Source organism: Rufibacter radiotolerans, from assembly GCF_001078055.1.
In the GTDB taxonomy this organism is placed as follows: Bacteria; Bacteroidota; Bacteroidia; order Cytophagales; family Hymenobacteraceae; genus Nibribacter; species Nibribacter radiotolerans.
This window is the reverse complement of the sequence record NZ_CP010777.1, coordinates 696,249-720,229: the sequence shown is the minus strand read 5'-3', so window position 1 is coordinate 720,229 and position 23,981 is coordinate 696,249. Positions and strand designations below refer to the sequence as shown.

Annotated in this window: 23 protein-coding genes; 7 read left to right on the top strand and 16 right to left on the bottom strand. The window is 52.4% G+C overall.

What is annotated here, in order from left to right; all coding sequences use genetic code 11:
- Nucleotides 1-11 precede the first annotated feature (11 nt).
- The 8 genes from TH63_RS03065 to TH63_RS03030 all read right to left on the bottom strand — a co-directional run bounded on the left by TH63_RS03065 (nt 12) and on the right by TH63_RS03030 (nt 8,634).
- Nucleotides 12-965, bottom strand: coding sequence for a polysaccharide deacetylase family protein (locus TH63_RS03065; protein ID WP_048919636.1), 954 nt, complete (start codon nt 963-965; stop codon nt 12-14).
- Between the two features lie 59 nt (nt 966-1,024).
- Nucleotides 1,025-2,653, bottom strand: a complete 1,629-nt coding sequence (locus TH63_RS19900; protein ID WP_076606391.1) for a glycosyltransferase — start codon at nt 2,651-2,653, stop codon at nt 1,025-1,027.
- Nucleotide 2,654: 1 nt separating this feature from the next.
- On the bottom strand, nt 2,655-3,926 hold the full coding sequence (locus tag TH63_RS03055; protein ID WP_048919635.1) for a glycosyltransferase family 2 protein: 1,272 nt from the start codon (nt 3,924-3,926) through the stop codon (nt 2,655-2,657).
- 11 nt (nt 3,927-3,937) lie between these two features.
- Entirely contained in the window at nt 3,938-5,215 is a 1,278-nt protein-coding gene (locus tag TH63_RS03050; protein WP_048919634.1) for an ABC transporter ATP-binding protein, read from the bottom strand.
- A 14-nt stretch (nt 5,216-5,229) separates the two neighbouring features.
- Complete coding sequence (locus tag TH63_RS03045; protein ID WP_076606390.1) at nt 5,230-6,084, bottom strand: ABC transporter permease; 855 nt, start codon at nt 6,082-6,084, stop codon at nt 5,230-5,232.
- Between the two features lie 176 nt (nt 6,085-6,260).
- Nucleotides 6,261-7,172 (bottom strand): glycosyltransferase family 2 protein, encoded by a 912-nt coding sequence (locus TH63_RS03040; protein ID WP_048919633.1) that lies wholly within the window; start codon nt 7,170-7,172, stop codon nt 6,261-6,263.
- Between the two features lie 282 nt (nt 7,173-7,454).
- Entirely contained in the window at nt 7,455-8,000 is a 546-nt protein-coding gene (locus tag TH63_RS03035; protein WP_048919632.1) for a hypothetical protein, read from the bottom strand.
- Nucleotides 8,001-8,085: 85 nt separating this feature from the next.
- Nucleotides 8,086-8,634: an NUDIX domain-containing protein gene (locus tag TH63_RS03030; protein WP_048919631.1), complete on the bottom strand. Its 549-nt coding sequence runs from the start codon at nt 8,632-8,634 to the stop codon at nt 8,086-8,088.
- Nucleotides 8,635-8,798: 164 nt separating this feature from the next.
- Between TH63_RS03030 and TH63_RS03025 the strand changes: the two genes are divergently transcribed.
- From TH63_RS03025 to TH63_RS02995, 7 genes are all read left to right on the top strand, one after another.
- Nucleotides 8,799-9,257, top strand: coding sequence for a DUF2059 domain-containing protein (locus tag TH63_RS03025; protein WP_048919630.1), 459 nt, complete (start codon nt 8,799-8,801; stop codon nt 9,255-9,257).
- Between the two features lie 249 nt (nt 9,258-9,506).
- Complete coding sequence (locus TH63_RS03020) at nt 9,507-10,334, top strand: phosphatase PAP2 family protein (protein WP_048919629.1); 828 nt, start codon at nt 9,507-9,509, stop codon at nt 10,332-10,334.
- A 173-nt stretch (nt 10,335-10,507) separates the two neighbouring features.
- A complete protein-coding gene (locus TH63_RS03015; RefSeq protein WP_082161534.1) occupies nt 10,508-11,299 on the top strand; it encodes a dienelactone hydrolase family protein in 792 nt (263 codons plus the stop codon).
- Between the two features lie 173 nt (nt 11,300-11,472).
- Nucleotides 11,473-13,278, top strand: coding sequence for a glycoside hydrolase family 3 protein (locus TH63_RS03010; RefSeq protein WP_053093724.1), 1,806 nt, complete (start codon nt 11,473-11,475; stop codon nt 13,276-13,278).
- Between the two features lie 296 nt (nt 13,279-13,574).
- Nucleotides 13,575-14,081 carry a GNAT family N-acetyltransferase gene (locus TH63_RS03005; RefSeq protein WP_048922550.1) on the top strand — a complete coding sequence of 169 codons (507 nt, stop codon included), beginning with the start codon at nt 13,575-13,577 and terminating at the stop codon, nt 14,079-14,081.
- A 120-nt stretch (nt 14,082-14,201) separates the two neighbouring features.
- Complete coding sequence (locus tag TH63_RS03000; protein ID WP_076606389.1) at nt 14,202-15,488, top strand: exo-beta-N-acetylmuramidase NamZ family protein; 1,287 nt, start codon at nt 14,202-14,204, stop codon at nt 15,486-15,488.
- Nucleotides 15,489-15,502: 14 nt separating this feature from the next.
- Entirely contained in the window at nt 15,503-16,474 is a 972-nt protein-coding gene (locus TH63_RS02995) for a sulfatase-like hydrolase/transferase (protein ID WP_048919627.1), read from the top strand.
- Nucleotides 16,475-16,562: 88 nt separating this feature from the next.
- Here the strand turns inward: TH63_RS02995 and TH63_RS02990 are convergent, their stop codons facing one another.
- From TH63_RS02990 to TH63_RS02955, 8 genes are all read right to left on the bottom strand, one after another.
- Entirely contained in the window at nt 16,563-17,459 is an 897-nt protein-coding gene (locus TH63_RS02990) for an SdiA-regulated domain-containing protein (RefSeq protein ID WP_082161533.1), read from the bottom strand.
- 140 nt (nt 17,460-17,599) lie between these two features.
- A complete protein-coding gene (locus TH63_RS02985) occupies nt 17,600-18,031 on the bottom strand; it encodes a hypothetical protein (RefSeq protein WP_076606587.1) in 432 nt (143 codons plus the stop codon).
- A gap of 84 nt (nt 18,032-18,115) precedes the next feature.
- A complete protein-coding gene (locus TH63_RS02980) occupies nt 18,116-19,435 on the bottom strand; it encodes a sensor histidine kinase (RefSeq protein WP_048919624.1) in 1,320 nt (439 codons plus the stop codon).
- Nucleotides 19,432-20,109 carry a response regulator transcription factor gene (locus TH63_RS02975; RefSeq protein WP_048922549.1) on the bottom strand — a complete coding sequence of 226 codons (678 nt, stop codon included), beginning with the start codon at nt 20,107-20,109 and terminating at the stop codon, nt 19,432-19,434. The genes TH63_RS02980 and TH63_RS02975 overlap by 4 nt, the downstream gene beginning before the upstream one ends.
- 160 nt (nt 20,110-20,269) lie before the next feature.
- The gene (locus TH63_RS02970; RefSeq protein WP_048919623.1) at nt 20,270-20,530 is read right to left on the bottom strand and encodes a hypothetical protein; all 261 of its coding nucleotides are present in this window, start codon (nt 20,528-20,530) and stop codon (nt 20,270-20,272) included.
- A gap of 13 nt (nt 20,531-20,543) precedes the next feature.
- Nucleotides 20,544-20,735 (bottom strand): hypothetical protein, encoded by a 192-nt coding sequence (locus TH63_RS02965; RefSeq protein WP_048919622.1) that lies wholly within the window; start codon nt 20,733-20,735, stop codon nt 20,544-20,546.
- 22 nt (nt 20,736-20,757) lie between these two features.
- Entirely contained in the window at nt 20,758-21,189 is a 432-nt protein-coding gene (locus tag TH63_RS02960; protein ID WP_048919621.1) for a hypothetical protein, read from the bottom strand.
- Nucleotides 21,190-21,500: 311 nt separating this feature from the next.
- Nucleotides 21,501-23,768, bottom strand: a complete 2,268-nt coding sequence (locus TH63_RS02955; protein ID WP_048919620.1) for a Tex family protein — start codon at nt 23,766-23,768, stop codon at nt 21,501-21,503.
- Between the last annotated feature and the right edge of the window lie 213 nt (nt 23,769-23,981).

The window sequence follows — 23,981 nt, the reverse complement described above, 5'->3', positions numbered from 1 at the left end:
GCTCCTTTTGCTTACCTAGGATACTCCAATAACCAGTTGAATTCCTTTCCCCCCAGATTCTTTACCTGGACCCGCCCCAGTAGGAACGGGTTTGTTGTGTGGTTGGTGAGAGCCCTCTCATGGGTAGTGAAAGCTGCTTTAAAGCCAGCCTCCCGCACTGCTTGCTCTGTCTCTTCGTTTACCCCGCCGTACGGGTAGGAAAAAACGTCTACAGAGTACCCTTGTACCTGAGCCAAGAATTCCTTGTTTGCCTGAAGCTCCTGCAGTTGCCTTTCTTTTGGGTGGGCAGGCAGAAACGCATGGGCAACAGTGTGGCCGCCAACTTCAAAAAGTCGGTGGCGGGCTAAATCCTGGAGCTGCGCCCTATTCATGCTCCGGTTTTCTTGCCTGTCATGCTGCTCTACCCCGGCCCAGGATCTAATTTCCTGCAACCGTGCCTGCTGTTCTTCCGGCTGTAGCGGCCGCAACTGTTCCCAGAGCTGCAGAAAAAGGTGAGACCTTCTGCTTACCGGAGTTTCCAGGTAGGCCTTCCAGCCCTGGTGCTTTTCTTGCAAAGCCTGTGTTAAATGCTCTTCGCCTCTTAAATCCGTTTCCAGCCTGTTTTCGCCAAAATGCATGGAAAATAGGGAAGGCAAATGCGGGCTATTCAGAATCAACTGCTGCAGCGAATCCCACCAGAATTCTTCTTCTTTCCCAATATTCCCGGAGGTCACAAAAAAAGTAGCCGGCAACCCGTATTTCTCCAACAATGGTTTGGCCACCAGATAATTATCAATATACCCATCGTCAAAAGTGATGGCGATGGTTCTTCTTTTCAGGGTTTTCTTCTGCACGTTTTCTACCACCTCTGCTACCGGTAACACCCTATATTTTGACTTCAGGAATTTCAGTTGCTGTTCAAACCTTTCGGGGCTGACCTGGATATTCCAGACATCCTGGTCAGGTTCTACAACTCTATGGTACATCAGCACCACAGCGCTGGGGTTGAATAGCTCATTAGCAAACCTCTTTAGCCTGGCTGTAATCATAGAGCCGCCTTCACTGCCTTTACCGCCACGGTTACCTGAAACTGAGGATCCTGAACCTCCAGTTTCTCTACCGGCACTTCGGGCAGACCCATGCCATACAGAAAGGCGCTGGCCGCAAACACGTTGCCATAGGTAGAAATATGAACACCCCCGTTCGGGAAGGAGTCTGCCATCATTCGTTTTACAGATTTATCTGTGAAGGCCCAGTACCAGATCTCCTTCCATTCCCCATGGTCTATGGGTGTAATACCGGGCACCGTCATGAGCAGTTTCCCGCCTGGTTTCAAGATACGGTGACACGTTTTTAGCGCGCCCATAAAGTCATAGATCAGGTGCAGGGTTTGCGTGAGCAGAATACAATCAAAGCTGTTATCCGGGATTTGCGGGGCATGGCTGATGTCTGCGATGAAGGTGGCCTTTGGATTGGTTTCATCTACATGCAGGATATCACTCTGGGTAACTCGCGTGCCACCAAACCGCAAGGTATATTCATTGTCGCCTATTTCCAGAACCCGTCCGGTTATACCCGCTGACTCCTGCTCCAGAAAACGCTCAATGTAATACCGGTCAATAGGCCCGCCTCTATCATAGCCAAATTGCCTGCTGAAGGGCCTGGTCAGGGCGAAATCACCAAAATCTACATGCCCAACCGGAGGAAGGTAGTTTTTCAAAAGGTTTCCTCTGTATAAGTACCGTAACCAGGAGGCTGGCACCAATTTCTTTACTTGAGTCCTTAGCATGGCTTTGTTGGCTTTAATAGAATATTGTAGGAGATATTGAGGTCTATGTCTTAAAAAAGCAGAAAGCATTTCGGCGGTGGCCGGCGTTTTCGTTTTTTTAAGGTATTCATATAGTTCTTTGCAATAATATTTCTTCCAGGACAGCCGTCCCTTGTTATAAGCCTTCTTTTCTTGAACAGTTCTTAGCCCGGCCTTTTGCCGTTTTATAGTATCTAAAGCCCCTTGCAGCATTTTAGGGATGTTAGATGACATGTTGGCGGAATGAAACCTATACACTGCTATTTTCTGCAAGTGATGATAGACCGGGTATTCCCTGGCAATTCTAAGGTAGAGGTCATAATCCTCGCAGTTCTTTAAGGCCGGGTTAAACCAAAACTCCTCCAATACCTTCCTCCGGAAAAGGACCGTTGCCACCATGCCTATGTAGTTTCCTTGCAGCAACTGGCAGTAATGATTGTCTGTTACCGGCACCATTCCTTCCTTTATTGCATGCTCGTCCATGTAAAAAGCATCAAACGTACCAGACACAAACGCTGCTTCCGGTTGCGCTAACAAGGCCTGCACACTGGCTTCAATCCCTTTGGGATAAAGCCAGTCGTCTGAGTCCAAGAACAGCAGAAACTCTCCTTTGCTGTTGACTATGCCCGTATTCCTGGCGCTGGGCAAGCCCTGGTTTTTCTGGTAGACATACGTTACGCCAGGGTATGCCTTTGCTATTTCCTCCGTTTGGTCAGAAGACCCGTCATTCACCACCACAACCTCTGTACGCCGGTAACTCTGCCGCAGCACACTCTCAATGGCCTTGGGCAGGAACCGGCCCTGGTTATAGCACGGAATAATAACCGATACCAAAGGCTGACCCGAGAGTGTAGTTTCTTCCGGCATCTTACTTCATGGTGATTTTTCCCTGGCTTACTTTGTGCTTAAGGTAAAACCCAAAGCCCGCCACTACCCCGGTAATCTGAGCCCAAAGGGTTCTGTATCTAAAATTATATGCAGGGAAACCCTTAACGGCAGACCGGCTGTAGGAAACCACAAACAACTTGATAAGGTATTTCAGGTAGCCGGCCCGTTGGTGCTGGCGTTGCACCAGGGCAGCCACCGTATGGCCCCGCATGTAGTTAAAAATCTGTCTCTTTAACTCCTGAACCCCTTCACGGTGCGCATGGAAAACCACGGCTCTGGGGTTATAGTGAATGGTGTGTCCTTTGGCCAGAATACGGTACCACATCTCAGAATCGCCGTTACAGCCGGCCGCCCCGGCATCCAGTAATTCATCAAAATACCCTACGTCTTCAAACACAGACTTCCGGAAGGCCATATTAGCCCCGGCCCCAATTTTCCAGACCGGCGGGCCCTTCCTGAAAGTAGACCGGAAGAACTCTGCCTCAAACGTTTTATCCAGAAAACCGCGGTTAAAGCTCCAGTGCTTCTCAAAGATGCACTGGGCCTCAGACTTTAACTCGGCGGCTAAGACAAGGCCTGTCATGGCTGCTACCTTAGGGTCCTGAAAGGTTTCCCAGACCTGGTACAGCCACGCCTCATGGATGGTCACATCATCATCTACAAAGGCCACCACCGGGTAATGGGCCAGCCGCGCCCCGGTATTTCTGGCCACATCTAATCCTACCTGGGGCTCCCGCACGTACCGTACCCCCGCAAATTGCCGGACCACTTCTTTGGTTGCGTCATCTTTTGGGGCATTGTCTACCACTAGTAACTCCTGGGGCAGGCACGCTAAGTGCGTAAAACGCTCCAGGCACTGCGCCAATTGCTGAGGCCTGTTACAGGTGCAGATCACCACTGAAACAGGTACCTGGTCAGGCAGCGTCTCTGGCAAGAAATCTTGCAAGACGACCTCCAGGTCATTAACCCAGTCTGTCAGGGGTTGCAAGGGCAATCCATTTGGTTTTTCAGGTACAGAAACCAGACTCCGCTGGGCATAAAATTCCAGGGAAGGCCTGACCGCGTATAAGACCCGCTCCTGGTACTCCTGAAAAGAAAGCACGGTACCTGGCTCCAGGAACAAGTGGCCCAACGGGATGGACTGCCACCAGTACACCAGGTATTGCCCTCCCCGGTCTTCCTCCAGCGCAGGAAGAGACAAAGGCTGCTGCAACTGAATATGCCGGATCTGATAGGTGTACTGCGTTTCCATAGGCGTTAGATTTATTCCAGGACCATTTCAGATTGCTTTAACAGAAACGGGAGTTTGGGCCGCACCGATCCCCACCATTTGCCATACCATTGTATGTTGCCCCGGTAATCTTCCAGGTCAAAAGAGAGGCACTCCTCAAAATCAAACAAGGGCACCGAGGTGTCTTTCACAAAATTGAGGGAGATATAATAAGAGCCGTCATTCAAAAAATCTCCGGGAATGGTGCACTCTCCCTCCATGAGGCCTACCTGGCTAAGGGTGGTAGGAGACGGCACGTCAAACACGCATTCGCCGGCGGAGGTAAAAAGAAGGAGCCCTGCGCTGAGCACCACGTTTTCCTTCAGGCACCAGAATTGAAACCTGACCGTGAGCGGAACCCTGATGTCTAAGGGATCTTCAGGGTGCGCCAACTGCGGAACCAACTCCACTGACTTTATCCGTACCCACCCGTTGCCGGGAGCCTCCTCTGGCGTTGGCCAGTATTGTTTAAAATTGGTGTGTTGGGAGTTGGTCAGGTATTTATTGACCACGGTCCCTACGCCGCCAAACGCCTGCAATTGCCCCTTATTAAGCCAAAGCGCCTTGTCACATAGGTTTTTGATGGCTTGCATGCTGTGGCTTACAAATAAGATGGTGCGGCCTTCGGCCTGAGACACCTCCCGCATCTTGCCCAGGCACTTTTTCTGGAAATCGGCGTCACCTACGGCCAGTACCTCATCTACAATAAGAATGTCTGGCTCCAGGTGGGCGGCCACGGCAAAGGCCAGGCGCACATACATGCCGGAAGAATACCGTTTCACGGGCGTGTCTATAAACTGCTCTACCCCAGAGAAGGCGACAATCTCATCAAATTTGCGTCTGATCTCCTCCTTACTCATACCCAGGATGTACCCACTTATGTAGATGTTCTCCCGGCCGGTCAGGTCCTGGTGGAAACCGGTGCCCACCTCCAGCAGGCTGCTTACTTTGCCTTTGCCTTTCACGGTACCCTGGGTAGGGCGTACAATACGTGAAATAATTTTAAGTAAGGTAGATTTCCCGGAGCCATTGCTGCCAATGATGCCAATGACTTCCCCGTGCTTTACCTCAAAGTTGATGTCTTGCAGGGCTAGAATAGAAGCATTGGAGGCGGGTCCGCCGGTGTCCGCCAAAGGATTGAACGGATCTTCTTTTTTTAACAGGACCGTAGAAAACCACCGATGCACGTCGCGCCGGAACGTACCTGTGCCAATAGTACCCAGGCGGTACATCTTGTACAGATGCTCTACTTTGATCACGGTTTCCGGCATGGCTCTTTTCTGGCTTATACTACATCTATCAACCTATCCCCCTGTTTATTAAAGAACAGCAGCGCCCCCAGCAAGACCAGCCCAGTTACGGTAAAACTGTAAAGCAATTGCAACGGCGTAACCACCCCCTGCCCTAACAAAGACAGCCTGAACAATTCAAACAAAGAGGTAAGCGGGTTCAGCTGCACTATCCATCTAAGCTTTTCAGGTATGGTTTCCACGGGGTAAATGACCGGCGTGACAAACATGAGCAGCCGTACGCCCAGGGTAACCAGGTTGGTGATATCACGGTACTTGGCTGTAAGCACTGAAAACAGCAGGCCCAGGCCCAATGCAAACAGCCCAATGAGGGCCACCGCCAAGGGCAACCAAACAATGTTCCAGGTGACCCCGAAGTCAAACCCCACCACAACGCTGTAATAGACTAGCACTCCCAGAAACATCACCAATTGCAGCAAAAAGCGCAGGAACTGCGTGCTCACCACAGAAAGCGGCATAATGATTCTGGGGAAATACACCTTACTGAAGAGTTGAATGTTCTCCCTGAAGGTGTTGGAGGTACCCGTAAAACCGTCGCTGAAGAAATTCCAGAGCACAATGCCGGAGGCATAGAAAACCACGGGCGGTAAGCCACCGGTAGAGATGCCTACCAGTTTATTGAACACCAATACATAGGTGACCAGGGTAAGAATGGGTTGGAAAAGGATCCAGAGCGGCCCCAGCACGGTTTGGTTGTAATGGAGCAGGAAGTAGCGCTTCACCAACCCCGCCAGCAAATGCCGGTAGGCCCACAGTTCCTGCGCGCTATGGCTCCAGAACGTGGTTTTGTTGTTGATCTCCCAATCCCATTTAGAAGAAGCGGCTGGCATAGAGAAGAGGTTGGTGGTGGCGGTAGTTTCAAGCGTCAGGGTGCCTACAATAGCAATAGCTGCATTTGGCCTGCATTAGTATTGATTGCCGGGGAGAGCAGGAAGGTCCTGAGATCTACAAAAAATCAAGACAACTTGGTACTATACGTATATTTTTTAAAATAGTATAAAGAGACTTAAAAACTCAAGTACGGCTTTATCTCTTTGTATAGGTTAATGGTAGAGGACGGCATCCGGTTTAAGAAGTACAGGTAATTCCATTTCTTCCTGAACAGCGTGGTGAAAGAAGACTTCGCCTCAATTTCACGGCTTTTCTCTTTTTGCAGCGACAGCGCACTCCTGATCCCGGCCTTAATCACCTTGCTGGCAATAAACTCATTGCGGTAGAAATCTCCGGCTTCCACCAGATCAAACCATTTCTCTGAGCAGGAGTCTCCTCTAAAGTGCCGGTCCTTTATGCCACTGTATTGCTGGTTATAGACCGCCAGCACTTTAGGCGTAAACACTACCGGGTGCCTAATGGCAATGCTGCCGCAGAAATAACTGTCCTCGCCACTTACCATGCCCTGAGGGAAACCACCTACCTGTTCACAGATGGCGCGTGGCACTACCGTGGCCGAAAGACGGGTGATACTTTCCTCCAGTTCGGTTTTAAAGTAGTTTTCTATAGCTCCCTCTGCCAGGGTGTAGGGCAAGTCAAAGACCCTGCTCTTCTTTACAATCTTATGGGCCGAGACATAGAAACCTGCCCCCGGGTAGCTATCCATCAGCTGCTTCATTTCTCCCAGGTAAGTAGGCTCCCACAGGTCGTCTGCGTCTAAAAAGGCAATGTAGTCGCTTTTAGCCCTTCTAATGCCGTGGTTACGGGCCGCCGACACGCCCATATTCTCCTGCACTACCACGCTCACCCTGGGGTCTGGGCAAGACCGGACCACCTCCAGGCCATTGTCTGTAGAGCCGTCATCTACCACAATTACCTCAAAGTCGGTGAAGGTTTGTTGCAGGACAGACGCCAACGTGGCGGCCACGTACCTGCCTTTGTTGTAAAGCGGAATCACCACACTGAAATATGGGCTTTTAAAAACCATAGAATACGTATGAGGGCCAACACATTATACAGAGGGGAAGGTTAAGTTACTCAACTTAATAATAATTTCAAGTTAAAAGATGATTTTTCTTTTAAATCTTCACCATAACCTGCCGCAGAGCGATTTAATTCCTTACCTGCTTATTTTCATAGAAGATACTTTTTTATAGCCTGAAATCTGGCAGGCCTTTCTGTTTTGGGCCCATTTTAAGAAAAACGGGCCCAAAACAGAAAGGCCTGCTTCCATTAACTGAAAACAGGCCTTTCTTTCTTATAGGTATTGTTAGTCTTTTCTGGCGCCTCTACCCGCTACGTTAGGGTCAGCGTTCTCGTCTTTGCCGCCTTTGTTAGGCGAGTATTTATGGTCTTTAGGGTCGCCTCCGTGGCCTGCGTGTCCGCTGCTGCGTCCGCCGCCGGTTCCGTCGTTGCCGTTATGGTTGCCCTTGAAGCCGCTGTGGCTATCGCCTAAGCCGCCGGCATGGGTCCCGTAACCGGTATCTTTATCGCTCTCGGCGCCATGTTGGGGGTGTTTCTCAGTTTTGTTAGCCTCGGTGCCTAAGTGCAGGTTTCTTTCGCCGGTGCCTCCGCCCTGGCGGCCCAGGATATCACCGCCGCCGTTTATGTCGTCTTTGGCCTGTCCTTTGTCCAGGTTGCCCCCTGCGTCGTTCACGTCAAGGTTACCTTCGGCGTCATAGTTGGCGGTGTTGCCGTCTTCTGCCTTGGTGCCGTAGTTATGGTCTGCGAAACCGCCACCGGCTTGGTTTGCGTCTTGGTTAGCATCGTTTCCGCCTTGGTTGGCGGCTCCCTGGTTTTTATTTTGCTCTTCCATTGTATCGTCAGGTTATAGGTTAGGTATAAACTTGAGTACCTGTTTACGGGAGAGTAGGCTCAGAGTTGAAATAACCGGGCTATAGTTACTTTTTGGCTTTTGCATTTTGCAAAGAGGGCAGGATTTTATTCTTGGCCCATTCTACCGCCAGCAGGGTTTTGCCATCCAAGAAAGTGTATTCTGCCAGTTCCTGGGCGTCCAGCTCCAGGGTCTCTATGTTTTCATGCTCCTCGTCTTTTCCGCCGCCCTCGCTTGTCTTCTTGCTGACCTGGGCATAGAACAGGTAGATCTTCTCTGAGAAGGCCCCTGGTGACGGGTAGAACTCGCTAATGCGCTCCAGTTTGTCTACGGCGTAGCCTATCTCCTCCTCAATCTCGCGGATGATGGCCTCTTCGGGTTTCTCATCGGGGCTGTCCAGCATCCCGGCCACGGCCTCCACCATTTCCTGCTCTATGGCAGGGCGGTACTGTTTGGCCAGGATGAACTTCTGCCGCTTGGTATTATACACCAGGGCCGCCGCGGCTTGCCCCGTCTGGAACACCTCCCGCTCATACTCTTTGCCCTGGTCCTGGATGGTATATACCTGCAACCGGTAATGCCCCTGGTAGGCGGTCTCTTTTTTAACGATTTTCATAGGACGGTTTTTTATTCACGGGATAAGCCTGCTTTGGCCGAGTTCTTCCCGCTCTTACGGTAGAGCGGCGTGGTGGTTGAGACCGGCGATTATTCTCAAGAATTCGTTAAGATATCGGCTTTCGCCCCCTCTATTACGTATCTAATTACAAATATTTCTTTCTGATGAAAAAACACTTTACCCTTTGGGTTGCCCTGCTGTTGGTTTCAGTGGGCAGTGCTATGGCGCAAACCCAAAGCAGCCACTACAAGGCTGCCGAAACCCTGCTCCTGACCATGGGCACTCCTAAAACCCTTGACGATAACCTGCAACAAATGCTTACCTTGCAAATGGAACAGGTGCCAGCCATGAAAGTGGCCGAGATGGAAGTACGCTCCTTCTTCTCTAAATATATGAACTGGGAGGCGGTAAAAGAAGACATGATCCAGCTGTATATGACGGAGTTCACGGAGAAGGAACTGAAGGACATGAACCTGTTCTACCGCACCCCCACCGGCAAGAAACTGGCCATGCGCCAAGGCACCCTTAACCTGAAAAGCACCCAGATTGGCCAGGCCAAGGTAGAACCGCACATGATGGAGTTACAGCAGGCCATCCAACAGAAAATGCAGGACAACAACTAACTTAATTACTTTCAAACCCATGAGGCATAGCCCTTGATATGATCGCCCATCCTTTTTTTGGTTGGGCGTTCTGTTTTAGGGCCGTTTTGCAGAAAACAGGCCTAAAACAGCCAGGCAGTTTCCCTGTCTGCCAAAGCGGGAAAGGAGCATTATTGTTAAGCAGACACAACTTCGGCCCAGACCAAAGCGGCCTTTCATGAGTAACTGGAAACCAAATTTTAACCACGCTATTTATTTTCAGAAGAATCTATGAGGCCTTTGCTGCTGCTGTTTGCCTTGCTCTTTACTGTGAGCGCTACCCATGCCTCTGTTCCCTTTTTACCCACCTCGCCGCCGGAAGTCTCTGACACCACCCTTCACCAACTTGCCCCCAATAGAACCTGGGTGAAGAAGCACCACACCCTGCTGGTAGGGGCGGCCTCTGCCATTGCGGTGACCGGCTTTTTTATTGGATCTTACCAGCAGTATGACCGGCCTATTATGACCTTCGCGCAGCAGCACCGCAACGCCTTCACCAATGAAACCGCCCGCCTGGTGCAGCCTCTGGGCACGGCCCTGCCCCTGCACGCCACTTTTGCCACCATGTTCACCATTGGGGCAGTGGCCAGGCGGCCAAAACTGAGGGAAGCAGCCGTGGTGGGGCTGGCCAGCTTCTATGTCAATGCCCTGGTCACCGACCAACTCAAGAAAAATTTCCAGCGGTACCGGCCCTGCGTCACCCAGGACAGCCATTTGTTTGACGGCGCCTCGGGGGCCGGCCAAAACACGTCGCTTCCCTCGTCGCATACCTCCAATGCGTTTGCGGCGGCCTCGGTGATCTCGTCCGTGTACCATGACAGCGAGTGGGTGCCGCCCGTAGCCTACGGTGTGGCCACGCTGGTAGGCCTGTCCAGGATCAATGACAACAAGCACTGGGCCTCAGATGTGCTGGCCGGCGCCACCATTGGGTACCTGACCGGAAAGGCCACCTACTGGGGATATCAGCGGTTAAAAGGGCACCTTTCTGGGCCAAGGATTCAGCTCACGCCGGCATGGCAAAACGGAAGCCCTGGCATGGCGGCATTTGTACGATTTTAGTGCCAGTAGCCCGCTTTGCTCCCAGGATAAACATTTTCCGTCTTTGGTATCCCGGAAGAAAGCCACCCGACAAAACATTTAGGAACAGGGCTAGTTTAAAGTAATCTAAGCCTACCCCATTCTTTTTCTGGTGCAGACTTCTTTTCTAACCTTAACCTAACCCAACATTCGCTATGGCAAAGTCCTTCTATGCGTTTTTACTGTTTTCCTTTTTTTTTATGAACCAGCTTTCGGCCCAGAAACAGCAGATCAAAACCCAACTGGTAGAATACAAAGACGGCTCCACTACCCTGGAGGGCTATCTGGCCTATGACGCCTCTTTGAAAGGCAAGCGCCCGGGCGTGCTGGTAGTGCACGAGTGGAACGGCATTAATGATTACACCAAAAAACGGTGCGAGCAACTGGCCAAAATGGGCTACGTGGCCTTTGCCGCTGATATCTACGGCAAAGGTATCAGGCCCAAGTCGCCGCAGGAATCTGGTGCCGAGGCCGGAAAATACAAAAGCAACAATCCCCTGCTGCGCCAACGCGTGACCGCAGGCCTGGCCCAACTCAAGAAGCAACCCACGGTGAATCCTGCCAAGGTGGCTGCCATTGGCTATTGTTTTGGCGGGTACACTGCCCTGGAGCTGGCCCGCAGCGGCGCCGACCTGGCCGGGGTAGTGAGTTTCCATGGCAACCTGGGCACCACGGTACCGGTGACAGCCGGCAAAATGAAGGCAAAGGTATTGGTCGCCCACGGCGCCATTGACCCCTATGTGCCCCAGAAAGAGGTAGACGCTTTCTTCAAAGAAATGAACGAGGCCAAGGTAGACTATCAGTTCATTGCCTACAGCAACGCGGTGCACTCCTTCACCAACCCGGAGTCCGGGAATGACAACAGCAAAGGCGCCGCCTACAACGCCACCGCCGACCGCCGGTCCTGGGAGGCCATGAAAACTTTCTTTGCGGAGATATTCAAGTAATATTCTGTTTTCTGGCTGTTTTCTAAAAAACAAGGCAATAACGGCAGGGTGTGGGCGTAGTCTATTCAGATAGATTTACCTAACCCTGCCGCATTTTCCCGCGTAAGGGAAAGGCTCTTGCTCCATGGCCCATCTTGGGTGGTTGCTCAAAGAAGCGTTTCTTGCCTGTTCACATGATTCCTGATTCGGTTAACAAAAATACCTTTCTCGTTTATTGCCTTGCCGCGCTGCTGGCTGCTCTTTCTTTTGCTTCCTGTAAAGAAAAGAAACCGCACGCCGAGGAAACGGTGGTCTTCAAACCCCAGCCCATCTTACCCGAAGACACCATTAAATACCCCAATGCCCTGATCACCGCCCTTAACCGCAAAAACAAGTGGGTAGACTCGGTCTTTAAGCGCATGACCCCAGATGAGCGCATCACGCAGCTCATGATGGTAGAGGTGTTCTCTAACCAGGGTCCGCAGCACGAAGCAGATGTGATCAGGCTCATCAAGCGCTACAAGATTGGCGGCATCATCTTTTTCCAGGGCGGGCCCGTGCGGCAGGCCAAGATGACCAACCGGCTGCAGGCAGTCTCTAAAATACCCCTCTGGATTGGTATGGACGCCGAAAACGGCGTAGGCATGCGCATGGACAGCGCCATGCAGTACCCGCTTCCCATGCTACTAGGGGCCATCAACAATGACAGCCTTATCTACCGGATGGGCACCGAGATGGCCTTTGAGTTTAAGCGGCTGGGCATGCATGTGAACTTCGCGCCGGTGGTAGACATCAACAACAACCCGGCAAACCCCATTATCTCCTACCGGGCCTTCGGGGAGAACAAAAACGACGTGAGTTCTAAGAGCCTGGCCCAGATGATGGGCATGCAGGAAAACGGCATCATTGCCACCGCCAAGCACTTCCCCGGCCACGGCGACACTAACGTAGATTCCCATTATGACCTGCCCGTGATCCCTTACGGCCGCGAGCGCCTGGACTCCCTGGAGCTTTACCCCTTCCGACACCTGATCCAAAGTGGCGTGGGCGGCATCATGGTGGGCCATATACACATGCCTAAATTGGATTCCACAGCTAACCTCCCGGCTTCGCTTTCTAAACCCATTGTGACGGGTCTGCTCAGAAAGGAGCTTGCGTTTAGGGGCCTTATCTTCACCGATGCCATGGTCATGAAGGGCGTGACCAAGTATTTCGCGCCTGGCGAGGCCGAGGTAATGGCCCTGGAGGCCGGCAACGACGTGCTGGAGCGCCTGGTGAATGTGCCCAAGGCCCTGGCCGCCATCAAGCTCGCCATCCGGCAGGGCCGCCTGAGCCAGAAGGACATTGACAAGCGCTGCAAGAAGGTTTTAGCCGCCAAGCATTGGGTGGGGTTGAACAAATATGAGCCCATTAAACTGGACAGCCTGTACCAGGACCTGCACACCTCGCACGCCCATGAAACGCTCAAGCGCCTGGCCCAGGGTTCCCTCACGTTACTTAAGAACAAGCATCACCTGGTACCGGTGGAAGAGCGTAAACGCCGCAAGGTGGCAAGCCTGGCCGTGGGAGCCTCCAAACAAACCGCCTTCCAGAAAAGACTGAAGACCAAGCTCTCTGCCATTGACATTTTTCTGCCCCGCAAGACGGTAAAGCGCGATCTGGTGAAGCTGAGAAGGCGGCTGCTCAAGTTTGACCTGATCGTGATCAGTATTTACGGCCCCAGCATCAGGCCCAGCAACAACCTGCGCTTCTCGCCAGAGGAACGGGCCCTGGTCAACGAGCTCATCCGGAAAAAGCGGTGCGTGGTGGTACTCTTTGACAATGCCTACACCTTGAACCAATTCCCAGACATTCACCAGGCCACGTCTTTGGTGGTGGGGTACCAGCAACTGTCGGCGGTGCAGGTGGCCGCGGCCAGGTTAGTGACCGGTGGCCTCAAGCCCCAGGGTAAGCTGCCGGTAACTGTCAACAAGCATTTCGCCTACGGCGAGGGTTTATAAGAGGCAATCTTACAAACAACTCCATAAGCATAAAGTATTGCGAGGATTAATTTCTAAAAACTTTGCAGGTTCAGCTTTAGAGCATGTTTAAATTTCTCTATTGCGCTGCAAAATTCCATATCAAGAACCTACATTCCCCTTTTTATTGCCCCATAGCGCTGTTATGCGTTTCTAAAAACGCTTCCGCAGAACCTTACTCAGGCCTTTTTCGCGAGCAAAACAGAAATTTAAACAAGTTCTTAGAAGCAAAATCCTTTTTCCTTAACTTTCTTACTTTGTATTTTGCTCTGCGCTTTATGACCTATATCCTGGAAACCGACCGCCTGACCCTAAGAGAATTCTCCTTGGAAGACGCGCCTTTTATCATAGAGTTGGTGAACAGCCCAGGGTGGTTGCAGTACATTGGCGACAAAAACATACAAACCCAAGACCAGGCCAGGTTCTACCTGACTAATGGCCCCCTGAAAAGCTACGAGCAGCATGGATACGGGCCATCATTGGTGGCCCGCAAGGAAGACCAGAAACCCATAGGGCTGTGCGGTATCATTAACCGTGAGAACCTGGACACCCCAGACATTGGCTTTGCGTTGCTGCCTGATTTCATGGGCAAAGGTTACGGCTACGAGATAGCCAGCGCCACCTTAGCCTATGCCCAAAACCAGTTGAAACTAACCAAAATATCAGCCATCACCATGCCCTACAACAAGAACTCCATCCAACTGCTAGAGAAAATTGGCTTGGTATTCAGAAAAACCTTCAGCTTCCCGGGCAATAAAGAAAAGCTGTTGCTCTACAGTAACTAAGCCCAGGTATTACTGTCACGCTCTGTAGCTATACCTTGCGCTAAGTCTCTTTTTTCAAAAACTGGCCTAAAACAGCAGTCTACAACAAGAGGGGCTTCGCAACTTGTGTATATTGTAGGCATGAAGACATCCTCCCCTTTCCGACCCCTTTTCCTGTTGGTGCTTTTTTCGGTTCTCTGCCTAAACGCTTTCGCCCAGGCTAATAAAACCAAACCCGCCCCTTCTGCTGCCCGCGTGGTCATTGGCATTGAGCGGCTGATCACCCCAGAGTTCCTCCCGTACATCCAGAACAAGAGGCTGGCCATCCTTACCAACCATACTGGCCTCATGCCTGACAAAGGCCACATTGTGGACCTGCTGCACCAGCGCTCAGACATGAAGGTGGTGAAACTCTTCAGCCCGGAGCACGGCATCAGGGGTGAGGCAGACACGCACGTAGCCGATGATATGGACCCTAAAACCGGCCTCAAAGTCATCTCCTTGTATGGGAAAGTGCGCAAGCCTACGGCTGAGATGCTGAAAGACGTGGATGTGCTTATTTTTGATATCCAGGATGTGGGCGCCCGCTACTATACCTACATTGCCACCATGGCTTCCTTACTAGAGGCGGCCGCCGAAAACAAAAAGCAGATCATTGTCCTGGACCGGCCCAACCCCATTACCGGCCTGTACGTGGACGGGGGCGTGGGCACCAATGCCAAACAACCCGTGATAGGCCCCAACTATTTGCCCATCACCCACGGAATGACCATAGGCGAACTGGCACGCATGTTCAACGGCGAGCGGGCTCTCAAAAAACTACCTAAGGCCGAACTCATTGTGGTGCCCATGCAACATTACAAGCGTAGCCTGTGGTTTGACCAGACCGGCCTGCCCTGGGTAAAGCCCTCGCCTAATATGATCAACCTCACTACCGCCACCCTATACCCTGCCACCTGTATTCTGGAAGGCACCAACCTTTCTGAGGGCCGCGGCACTATGCAGCCTTTTGAGTTTATTGGCGCGCCCTGGGTAGACAGTGAGAAACTGGCCCGCCAGTTGAACAGTTATAAACTGGCCGGGGTGACCTTTAAAGCTGCGCAGTTCAAACCAGACAGCGTAGTAGACGGCATACGCATTTACCCGCCCAAGTTTGTCGGCCAGACCTGCCCCGCCGTCCAGGTCATTGTCACCGACCGCAGCAAGTTTGAGTCGGCTGAGGCCACGGTCTACATTATGCACGCGCTCAAGACCCTTTACCCTACGCAGCTGGAATGGAAACCCGTTCGGCTGGACGGCCTCTGGAAAACAGACGTGACCCGCAAGCGCCTGCAGGCCGGCGATGCCCCGCAAGCCATCATCGCCTCCTGGGCAGATGAATTAAACTATTTCAAAAAGGTTAGGTCTAAGTACCTCCTGTACCCCTAACCTCCCTTACTCTTATGAGAAGCATCGCTTTGAGACCTTTTCTGCAGCTGGCTATTGCCGTGGTGGCCCTGGCCGCTTGCCAGTCTTCCTCCTACCCTACCTTACAGGCGTCGGCCTCAACACTTGCTGGGCCGGCTGCCCAGAATGTGGTAGTGGTGGTAATAGACGGCGTGCGATATGCAGATTCCTGGGGAGACCCTACGCATAAGAACGTGCCCAACATGGCCCGGGATCTGGTACCCAATGGGGCCTTTTATCCGGCGTTTTACAACAAGGGCGTCACGCTTACCAACCCAGGCCACGTGGCGCTGACCACGGGGCACCACCAGAACATGAGCAATGACGGCACCGAGCTTCCGGATTTGCCTTCTGTTTTCCATTATTACCGCCAGCACACCGGCGCCCCGGCCACCGATGCCTGGATCATTACCAGCAAGGACAAATTGGAGATTCTGGCCCGCACCAAAAGCACGGATGCGGCCGCCGGTTTCGCCCCGGCCGCAAACTGCGGGGTAAAGGGCCTGGGTACCGGGTACCGCGATGACACTACCACGCTGCGCGTTGCCCGGCAACTGTTAACCAAACACAAACCGCGCCTGGTGCTCATTAACCTAAGGGAACCGGACACCCAAGGGCACGCCGGCAACTGGGAAGGCTACATTAACGCCATTCAGCAGAGCGACAAACGGGTAACCGAGTTCTGGAAATGGCTGCAGACCCAACCCCACTACAAAAACACCACTACCCTTTTCATCACCAATGACCATGGCCGCCACACCGGCGCGGGCATGCGGTTTAAAAACCACGGAGACAACTGCGAGGGTTGCCGCAAGATCAGTCTGCTGGTGTTGGGCCCTAAAGTGAAAGCCGGGGAGCAACCCACTCAATCCAGGTCTCAGGTAGACGTCACTGCCACCATCGCGCAGTTACTGCAGGTACCCATGCCCAAGCGCGACGGGGAACCCATGAATGAGCTGTTCCGGTAAAATTCTGGAAAAGACAAAAAGCGTTTAGGGCCTGTTTTTGAGAAAACAGGCCCTAAACGCTTTTTACTTATTTGCTTGGGCCAGAGGCTTACTCTACCCCTTCTACCTTCACGTGCAAAATATTACCGGGGTCCTTTTTCCCTTCGTTAGAGATATACAGGTCACCGGTCGGGCTAAAGGCAATCCCTTCGGGTTTGTAGAACGCCGCATCACTTAGCTTAAACCTGTTTTTGATGCTCCCGTTTGGGTTCAGGAGAAACAACTGGGGGTTGGTGGCCTCCAGCAGGAAGATCTGGCCCGAAACGGGGTGCACCGCAATCTCTGAGGGCTGCCAGTTCTTTGCCAGGGTCTTGGCTTTCTGCTTTGCTAGCAACTGGTCGTTCAGGTTCAGTTTGAATACCGGTTCTGCCACCAGTTGCTTGGTGTCCAGGTTGAAGGCATACACGCCTTTGTAGTCGGAGCCGTTGGCTTCCTCGCCTTTGATAGCCAGCAGCAGGCGTTTCCCCTGTGGGTCATAGGCCAGGCCCTCCACGTTATGTTCTGGGGTTAACGGCGTGGCGTGCTCGGTTACTTTACTGTTGGCCTCCTGAATGTTACTGACCTCAAACAAGCGGCCGTCGCTGCGTACCACATAGGCGGTGTTATCTACCAGGGTAAGGCCTTCATAGTCGCCGGCGGCGCCAAACGTTATCTGCCGCTCAATTTGCCTGGTTTTGGTGTCATAGATAAAAATAACCCCGGCCTCATCCTGCACGCAGGCAAACCGGCCGTTGCCCATGTACACAATACCGGATACTTCCTGGAGAATGGGCGGCACCTCCCATTTCTGCACCACCTGCACTGCCTGCGAGGCCGGTTCTACCCTTTTGTTCTTTTTCTCTTTTTTGGGTTTTCCGTCTTCAGTGGCGTAGGCCTTTAATTGCTCACAGCTGAGTAGGGAAAATGACAGCACTGCACTGAGCATGATATAAGGCAATCGTTTCATAGTCTTAAATGTTTAGGGTACAGCCGGCCAGGAATACTTCTGGGCCGGCACTTCTTTATATTTGGGAGATTTGATCTGGTTTGATATTTTCCTGTTTTGGGCCTGTTTTCAGGAAAACAGGCCCAAAACAGAAAGGGCTTTTAATCCCAGTAAGGGATGGAGGCCGAGGCCCCGTTAGCGGCGTAAACGCGTTTCACTTCTTTCAGATGCTCCTCCAGCTCCACTTGGTAATAGACAGAATCACCCTGTACCAGTTTCTCCAGGTCATCTAACTGGTAAGTAGGAAACTCCTTTTTAAGGGCCAGGGCCACCGCTTCTGGCTTTTCGGGGGCCAGAATATCCTGCTTGTAGGAAATAAGGTGTCCTGTGGAATCATACAGGGCGGTGTATTCCACCTGGGCCATTTGGAATTCTGCCTCGTAGTTGGCGCCGTTCTTCTCCCACTCAATGGCGGTAGCCGCCGGGAACTTGGCCTGCAGTGAGTTCTTCACCAAGGAAGGTAAATTGGATACGGTTATTTTCTGGCTGCAGCCCCAAAGGGTACTACTGACCACCAGCAAGGATAAAAACATCGTTTTCTTAGGTCTTTCTTTTTGCATCATTCAAGTTGATGTGCCAAAGTTCTGACCCAAAACAGGAAACAATTGGGAATTATCCTACAAGGAAGACTTTTTTGAAGCCGGTTTTGAAAAGCGAGTTGGGTGCTCCTTCTTTGGAAAGGAAATGGTAAACAGATGCCCCTGCTGGTAGGTGTACTGAATCTTAAACCCGTAATGGGCACAAATGGCCTGCACAATGGCCAACCCCAAGCCGGTAGAGGCCGTGGCGTTTGCGTCTTTATAAAAGCGGGTAAATATTTTGGAGGCGTCTAAAGGTGCGGCCGGTCCGGAGTTTTTGATGGAGAGGGCTTGGCTGGTGAGGTCCACCTGAATAAACCCGCCCGGCACGTTATGGACAAGGGCATTCTTGAGGAGGTTCATGACCAACACCAAGGCCAGGTCTGGGTTCATTTTACGGGTCACGCCTTCAGACAACTGCAGTTCCAGTGAAATTTGCTTAAAGGCAATCTGGTCTGAGAAATCGGACACGGCTTTTTGAATGATCTCGGGCAGCGCCACCTCCTCTTCCTGCACAAACTGCTGGTTCTCAATCTTGGATAGCAATAACAGGGACTTGTTCAGGCGGGTGAGCCGCTCCAGGTTTTCCATGACGTCGCCTATCTTCAGGAGTTGGTTTTCCTGGAGGGGCTGCGTCTCAGCGAGCAGTTCCAGCTTGTTCAGGCTAATAGCCAGCGGGGTCTGCAACTCATGTGATGCGTTCTCAATAAAGCTTTTCTGACTTTGGTACGTGGCCACGTTCTTCTGCAGCAGTTTGTCTACGGTCTGGTTCAGGAGCTGGAATTCCTCAATGGAGGTTTTCTGCAGCGGCAAGGGCTTGGCATCCTCCAGCTTGAACGTGCGCAGGTGGCGCACCAGGTTGTTGAAGGGCCGCCAGATGCGCTTCAATAACAGATTATTAAGCAGCAACAGCGTGGCTATTAAGCCTATATACAGCCATAGCAGCGAGTACAGCAGATCTTCAATGAGGTCATCTTCCTCCACCATAGAGGTGATGAGGCGCAATTGGTAGTACTTCCCTTGCCGCTGGAATACGGTGGTGAGCATGCGCACCGGCTCAAAGTCTTTCTCGTTCTGCATGTACATGAGCGTGTCCTGGTAGAGGTCGGTGGCCTTAAGCGCCTGCCGCGCCGAGATCTCCTGGACTTTGTAATACCCGGCGTCAAACTCTTTCTGAGCCAGCACGGTGCTGTCTTTCAGGGCCTGTTGCATGACCAGGATCTTCTGGTTTTCCAAGCCGTCATCCATGCTGTCATAGATCTCGTCCAGCATGTTCACGTAGAAAAGCCCCGCCCAAAGGGTAATCACCAGCAGCAGCAGGCCCGCGAAATACGCCGTGGCATGGTTGAGCAGTTTCATAGGGTCACCAGTTTATACCCAATGCCATAGATGGCCTGTATTTCTACGCCGGCGCCGTGGTCTTTCAGTTTCTTGCGGAGGTTCTTGATCTGGGAATAAATGAACTCGTAGTTGTCGGCTTGGTCTATGTAGTCGCCCCAGACGTGCTCCGCAAGGGCGGTCTTGCTGACCAGCCGGTCTTTGTTACTGACCAGATACAGCAGAATATCAAACTCTTTCCGGTTAAGCACCACGGCTTCCTCTTGCACCCATACCTGGTGTTTTTCGGGGTCAATGGTGAGGTTGTGGAGTTGGACCAGGGGTTGTCCGTCAAATTTCCGGCGGCGCAACACAGATTTTACGCGGGCATGGAGTTCGGCCATGTGGAAGGGCTTGGACAGGTAATCATCGGCGCCCAGCTCTAAACCGGCTATCCTATCCTGCACAGAATCTTTCGCTGACACAATGATCACGCCTTCGGTCTTTTGCTGTTTCTTGAGTTCTTCCAGAATGGCCAGGCCGCTGCCGCCGGGCAGGGTAATGTCCAGTAGAATGCAGTCATAGGCGTATACGCCCACTTTCTCCAGCGCGCTTTCATAGTCAGTGGCGGTTTCTACCAGATACTTTTCCTGCTGAAGCGATTGCACCAGGGTCTCCAGCATCTGGGCTTCGTCTTCTATCACTAGTATTTTCATAGGCACGGGGTCTCCCCGCAATTACGAATCAGAATCTGGAAAGAAGTGGGAATACGTAAAAGAAGCGGGAATTTTCAGGGCAGCCTAAGGACTTGGTTTCCTTTGGGCGCCGGTTTGAAGGCGAAGGTTTCCAGCCTATTTTCCGGAAAATAGAGCCAAATCAGGAGCGGGTGACTTTCCCTTTGGCTTCCCAGTGGCTGGATTTGATGGTAGAGCCGTCCTGGTCAAACTGAATTCTGCGCACGTAACGCTCACCGGTAATGGCCCCGTCTGGGCGGCGCTTGCCAATGAACAGCGTGATAGGGTGCCCTTGCTTGTCGGTGATAAAGGTGAGGTCATTGCCCGCGAAGATATCTTCTATCCGGCTGTCTGGGGCATAGACTTTGCTGAGTTTGGCTTCCAGTTTGGGGCTTATCGGCATAGAAAAGGGTATATCAGGCCTCGGTTAACGACTGCAAAAGGGCCAGGGCCTCGGTCTCGCTAGCTTCCACTACTTCATCTATAACGTCCTGGATGGCGCGTTCAGACCAGTTCTGCTCCTCGGCGGCTTTCACAAAAACGCCCAGGGCCACAAAGCGCCCGCCCTCCAGGGGAAGAAGAGCCTTAACTTTCTTATTGCTGTTCATGTAATGGAAGTTTGTTTTAGGGCTACTTTACGGAAAACAGGCTGGAAACGCTGCTTCCGCCGCCATTTTCTTGGGCCCAGCGCAGGGCGGCCGGTAACTCCTGGAAATACTCTACCTCGGCCTGGAACCTGGGGCGCAAGGTGGCAATCATGCTACTCACGGCCATCTGGTTAAAGATATCATCAGAGACCACAAAGGCCAGACGCTTAACCCCCAATAACTGAAACTGCGGAAACCAGCTGGCAATAGTCCATTCCTGGTCGGCCTGCCGGATGACTTTCATGAGTTTCATGTCCATGATCCAGTTCTCCATGCCCTCCCTTCTGGAGATCTGAATTCCCTCCAACATACCTTCGCGGTAGGTTTCACTGGGCACAAAGTCCTGCCAGTGCAACACCAGGAGGTGGTGCGGCCGGTCTGTCTCCAGTCTAAGGAATGATTCTGTGTCTGCCATAGTTAAATGCACTTGCTCTCCCCACCAATCTCTTGCACAATGTAGTAAATACGGAGGCATACTTACCCATTGTATTAACTTTTTTGGCAGAAATAGGTTTTGCAGGGAACGAATAATTCAATGGTACTAAGAACAGAAACCATGAAACCCAGGGCTTCTTTCTGCCATATTTAGAAAGTAAACGGAAACGGGTCTGCTTTTCGCATTTCCCCTTGGGATAAAAGAAGGTAGGCCCACGGCGTACCGCCGAAGAAAGGAGGAAAGGCCGGAAGATTTTTCCTCCGGCCTTTCCTCCTTTTATTTAGCAACTTCTACCGGAACATGTTTTTCAACTTGTTCAGTTTGGTGGCCATGTCTTCTTCCTCTACCGGCGCCTCGCGTTTGGCGGTGTTGTTGGTGTTGCCCGGCTTGCGGTCATTTCCGCGGCTTGGCTTAGCGGCCGCCTGCGGATCTGCTTTCATGGAGAGGGCAATGCGCTTGCGACTTACCTCAACCTCCAGCACGGTTACCTCTACCTTCTGGCCCACTTTCACCACCTCATGCGGGTTGCTCACAAAGCGGTCTGAGAGATGACTCACGTGTACCAGACCGTCCTGATGCACCCCAATGTCCACGAACGCCCCGAAGGCGGTGATGTTGGTGATGATGCCCGGTAGTTTCATGCCCTGGCGCAGGTCTTTGATCTCGTTCACGCCCTCAGTGAAGCTGAAGGCCTCATAGCTTTCGCGCGGGTCACGGCCGGGTTTAGAAAGTTCGCTCAGGATGTCTTGCAAGGTAGGCAGACCCACCGTGTCAGAAACATACTTCTTCAGGTCAATCTGCTTGCGGAGGTCAGCGTTTTTGAGCAGGTCTTCTACTGTGGCGCCCAGGTCTTTGGCCATGCGCTCTACCAGTTCATAGCGTTCAGGGTGCACGGCGCTGGAGTCTAGGGGGTGCTTGCCGCCGCGTATGCGTAGGAAGCCAGCCGCCTGTTCAAAGGCTTTGTCACCCAAGCGGGCCACTTTGCGCAGTTCGTTGCGGGTTTTGAACGGACCGTTCTGGTTGCGGTAGTCCACTATGTTCTGCGCCAGTTGCGGACCCAGACCAGACACGTAGGTCAACAGCTGCTTGCTGGCGGTGTTCACCTCCACGCCCACGGCGTTCACGCAGCTCATTACCACGTCATCCAGGCTATGTTTCAAAGCGTTCTGGTCTACGTCATGCTGGTACTGCCCTACCCCAATGGATTTCGGGTCTAGTTTCACCAGTTCGGCCAATGGGTCCATCAAACGTCTTCCAATGGAAACGGCTCCCCTTACAGTGATGTCCTGGTCCGGGAACTCCTCGCGGGCCACGTCTGACGCCGAGTAAATAGAGGCCCCGCTTTCGTTCACCATCACTACGGCAATCTCTTTAGGCAGGCCCAGTTTCTGCACGAAGGTCTCGGTCTCGCGGCTGGCGGTTCCGTTACCAATGGCAATAGCTTCAATCTGGTACTTGGCGCACATGGCCATTACCTGATGCCCGGCGGTAGTGGCCTGGCCCGCGCCGTTGTGCGGGAAGATGGCCTCGTAATGCAACAGCTTTCCTTGCTCGTCCAGGGCTACTACTTTACAACCGGTCCTGAAACCAGGGTCAATGGCCAGTACGCGTTTCTGGCCCAATGGCGCAGACAAAAGCATTGGCCGCAGGTTATCGGCGAATACTCTAATGGCTTCCTCATCGGCGCGTTTTTTAGAGGAAAGGCGCACCTCGGTTTCCATGCTCAGGCGCAGCATGCGTTTGTAGCTGTCCTTCACGGCTTGTCTCACTTGCTCGGCGGCGGCGTTATTGCCTTTCACGAACTGGCGCTCCAACACGGCCAACGCGGCTTCCTCTTCAGGTTGGGCATCCAGCATGAGCACCATTTCCTTTTCGCCGCGGCGCATGGCCAGAATGCGGTGGCTGGGAGCTTTCTCAATGGCTTCGTCCCACTCAAAGTAGTCTTTGTATTTCTGGCCTTCTTCCTCTTTACCCGGAATGACGCGGCTTTTGAATTGCCCCTTCTTTTCAAACAGGTTTCTGATGCTGGCGCGGGCCTCCGGGTTTTCGTTCACCCACTCGGCTATGATATCCCGGGCGCCGGCTAAGGCTTCCTCGGTAGATTTTACTTCTTTTTCCTCTGAGAGGAAGTTGGCGGCCTCAGCGGCAACGTCCACGTTGGCCTGCTCAAACAGCGTTTGGGCCAGTGGCTCCAATCCTTTCTCGCGGGCGATGGTGGCTTTGGTGCGGCGCTTGGGTTTGAAGGGCAGGTAAATATCCTCCAGCACGGCCATGGTCTCGGCGGCCAAGACCTGGGCTTCCAGCTCCGGGGTAAGTTTTTCCTGGTCTTTCAGGGATTTCAGGATGCTCTCGCGGCGCTTGTCCAGGTCGCGGAGCTGCTCCACGCGGTCGCGGATGGCGGCGATGAACACCTCATCCAGGCTTCCGGTGACTTCTTTCCGGTAACGGGCAATAAAGGGCACGGTGGCTCCCTCGTCCAGCAGGGCCACAGTGGCTTCTACTTGTTTCTGATTGACCTGCAGCTCCCCCGCAATCTTCTTGAAATGGTTTTCTGGCATGCTAAAATAATCGTTCTGAAAAAGACTTAATTTCCCTTTTGCTGCGTTCTGGCAGCAGAATACTAAAGATCAAAGATACGGCTAAATTCAGTGAAACCCTTCAAGGCAAGGGCGGCAATTGACGGCAAAAATCCTGTAAGGAGGCTGGCCCGGTTTTTGTAACTTTGGCTTTTGGGCTCCAAGCCCAGGCCAATGGCTTTGTTATTTTGGAAC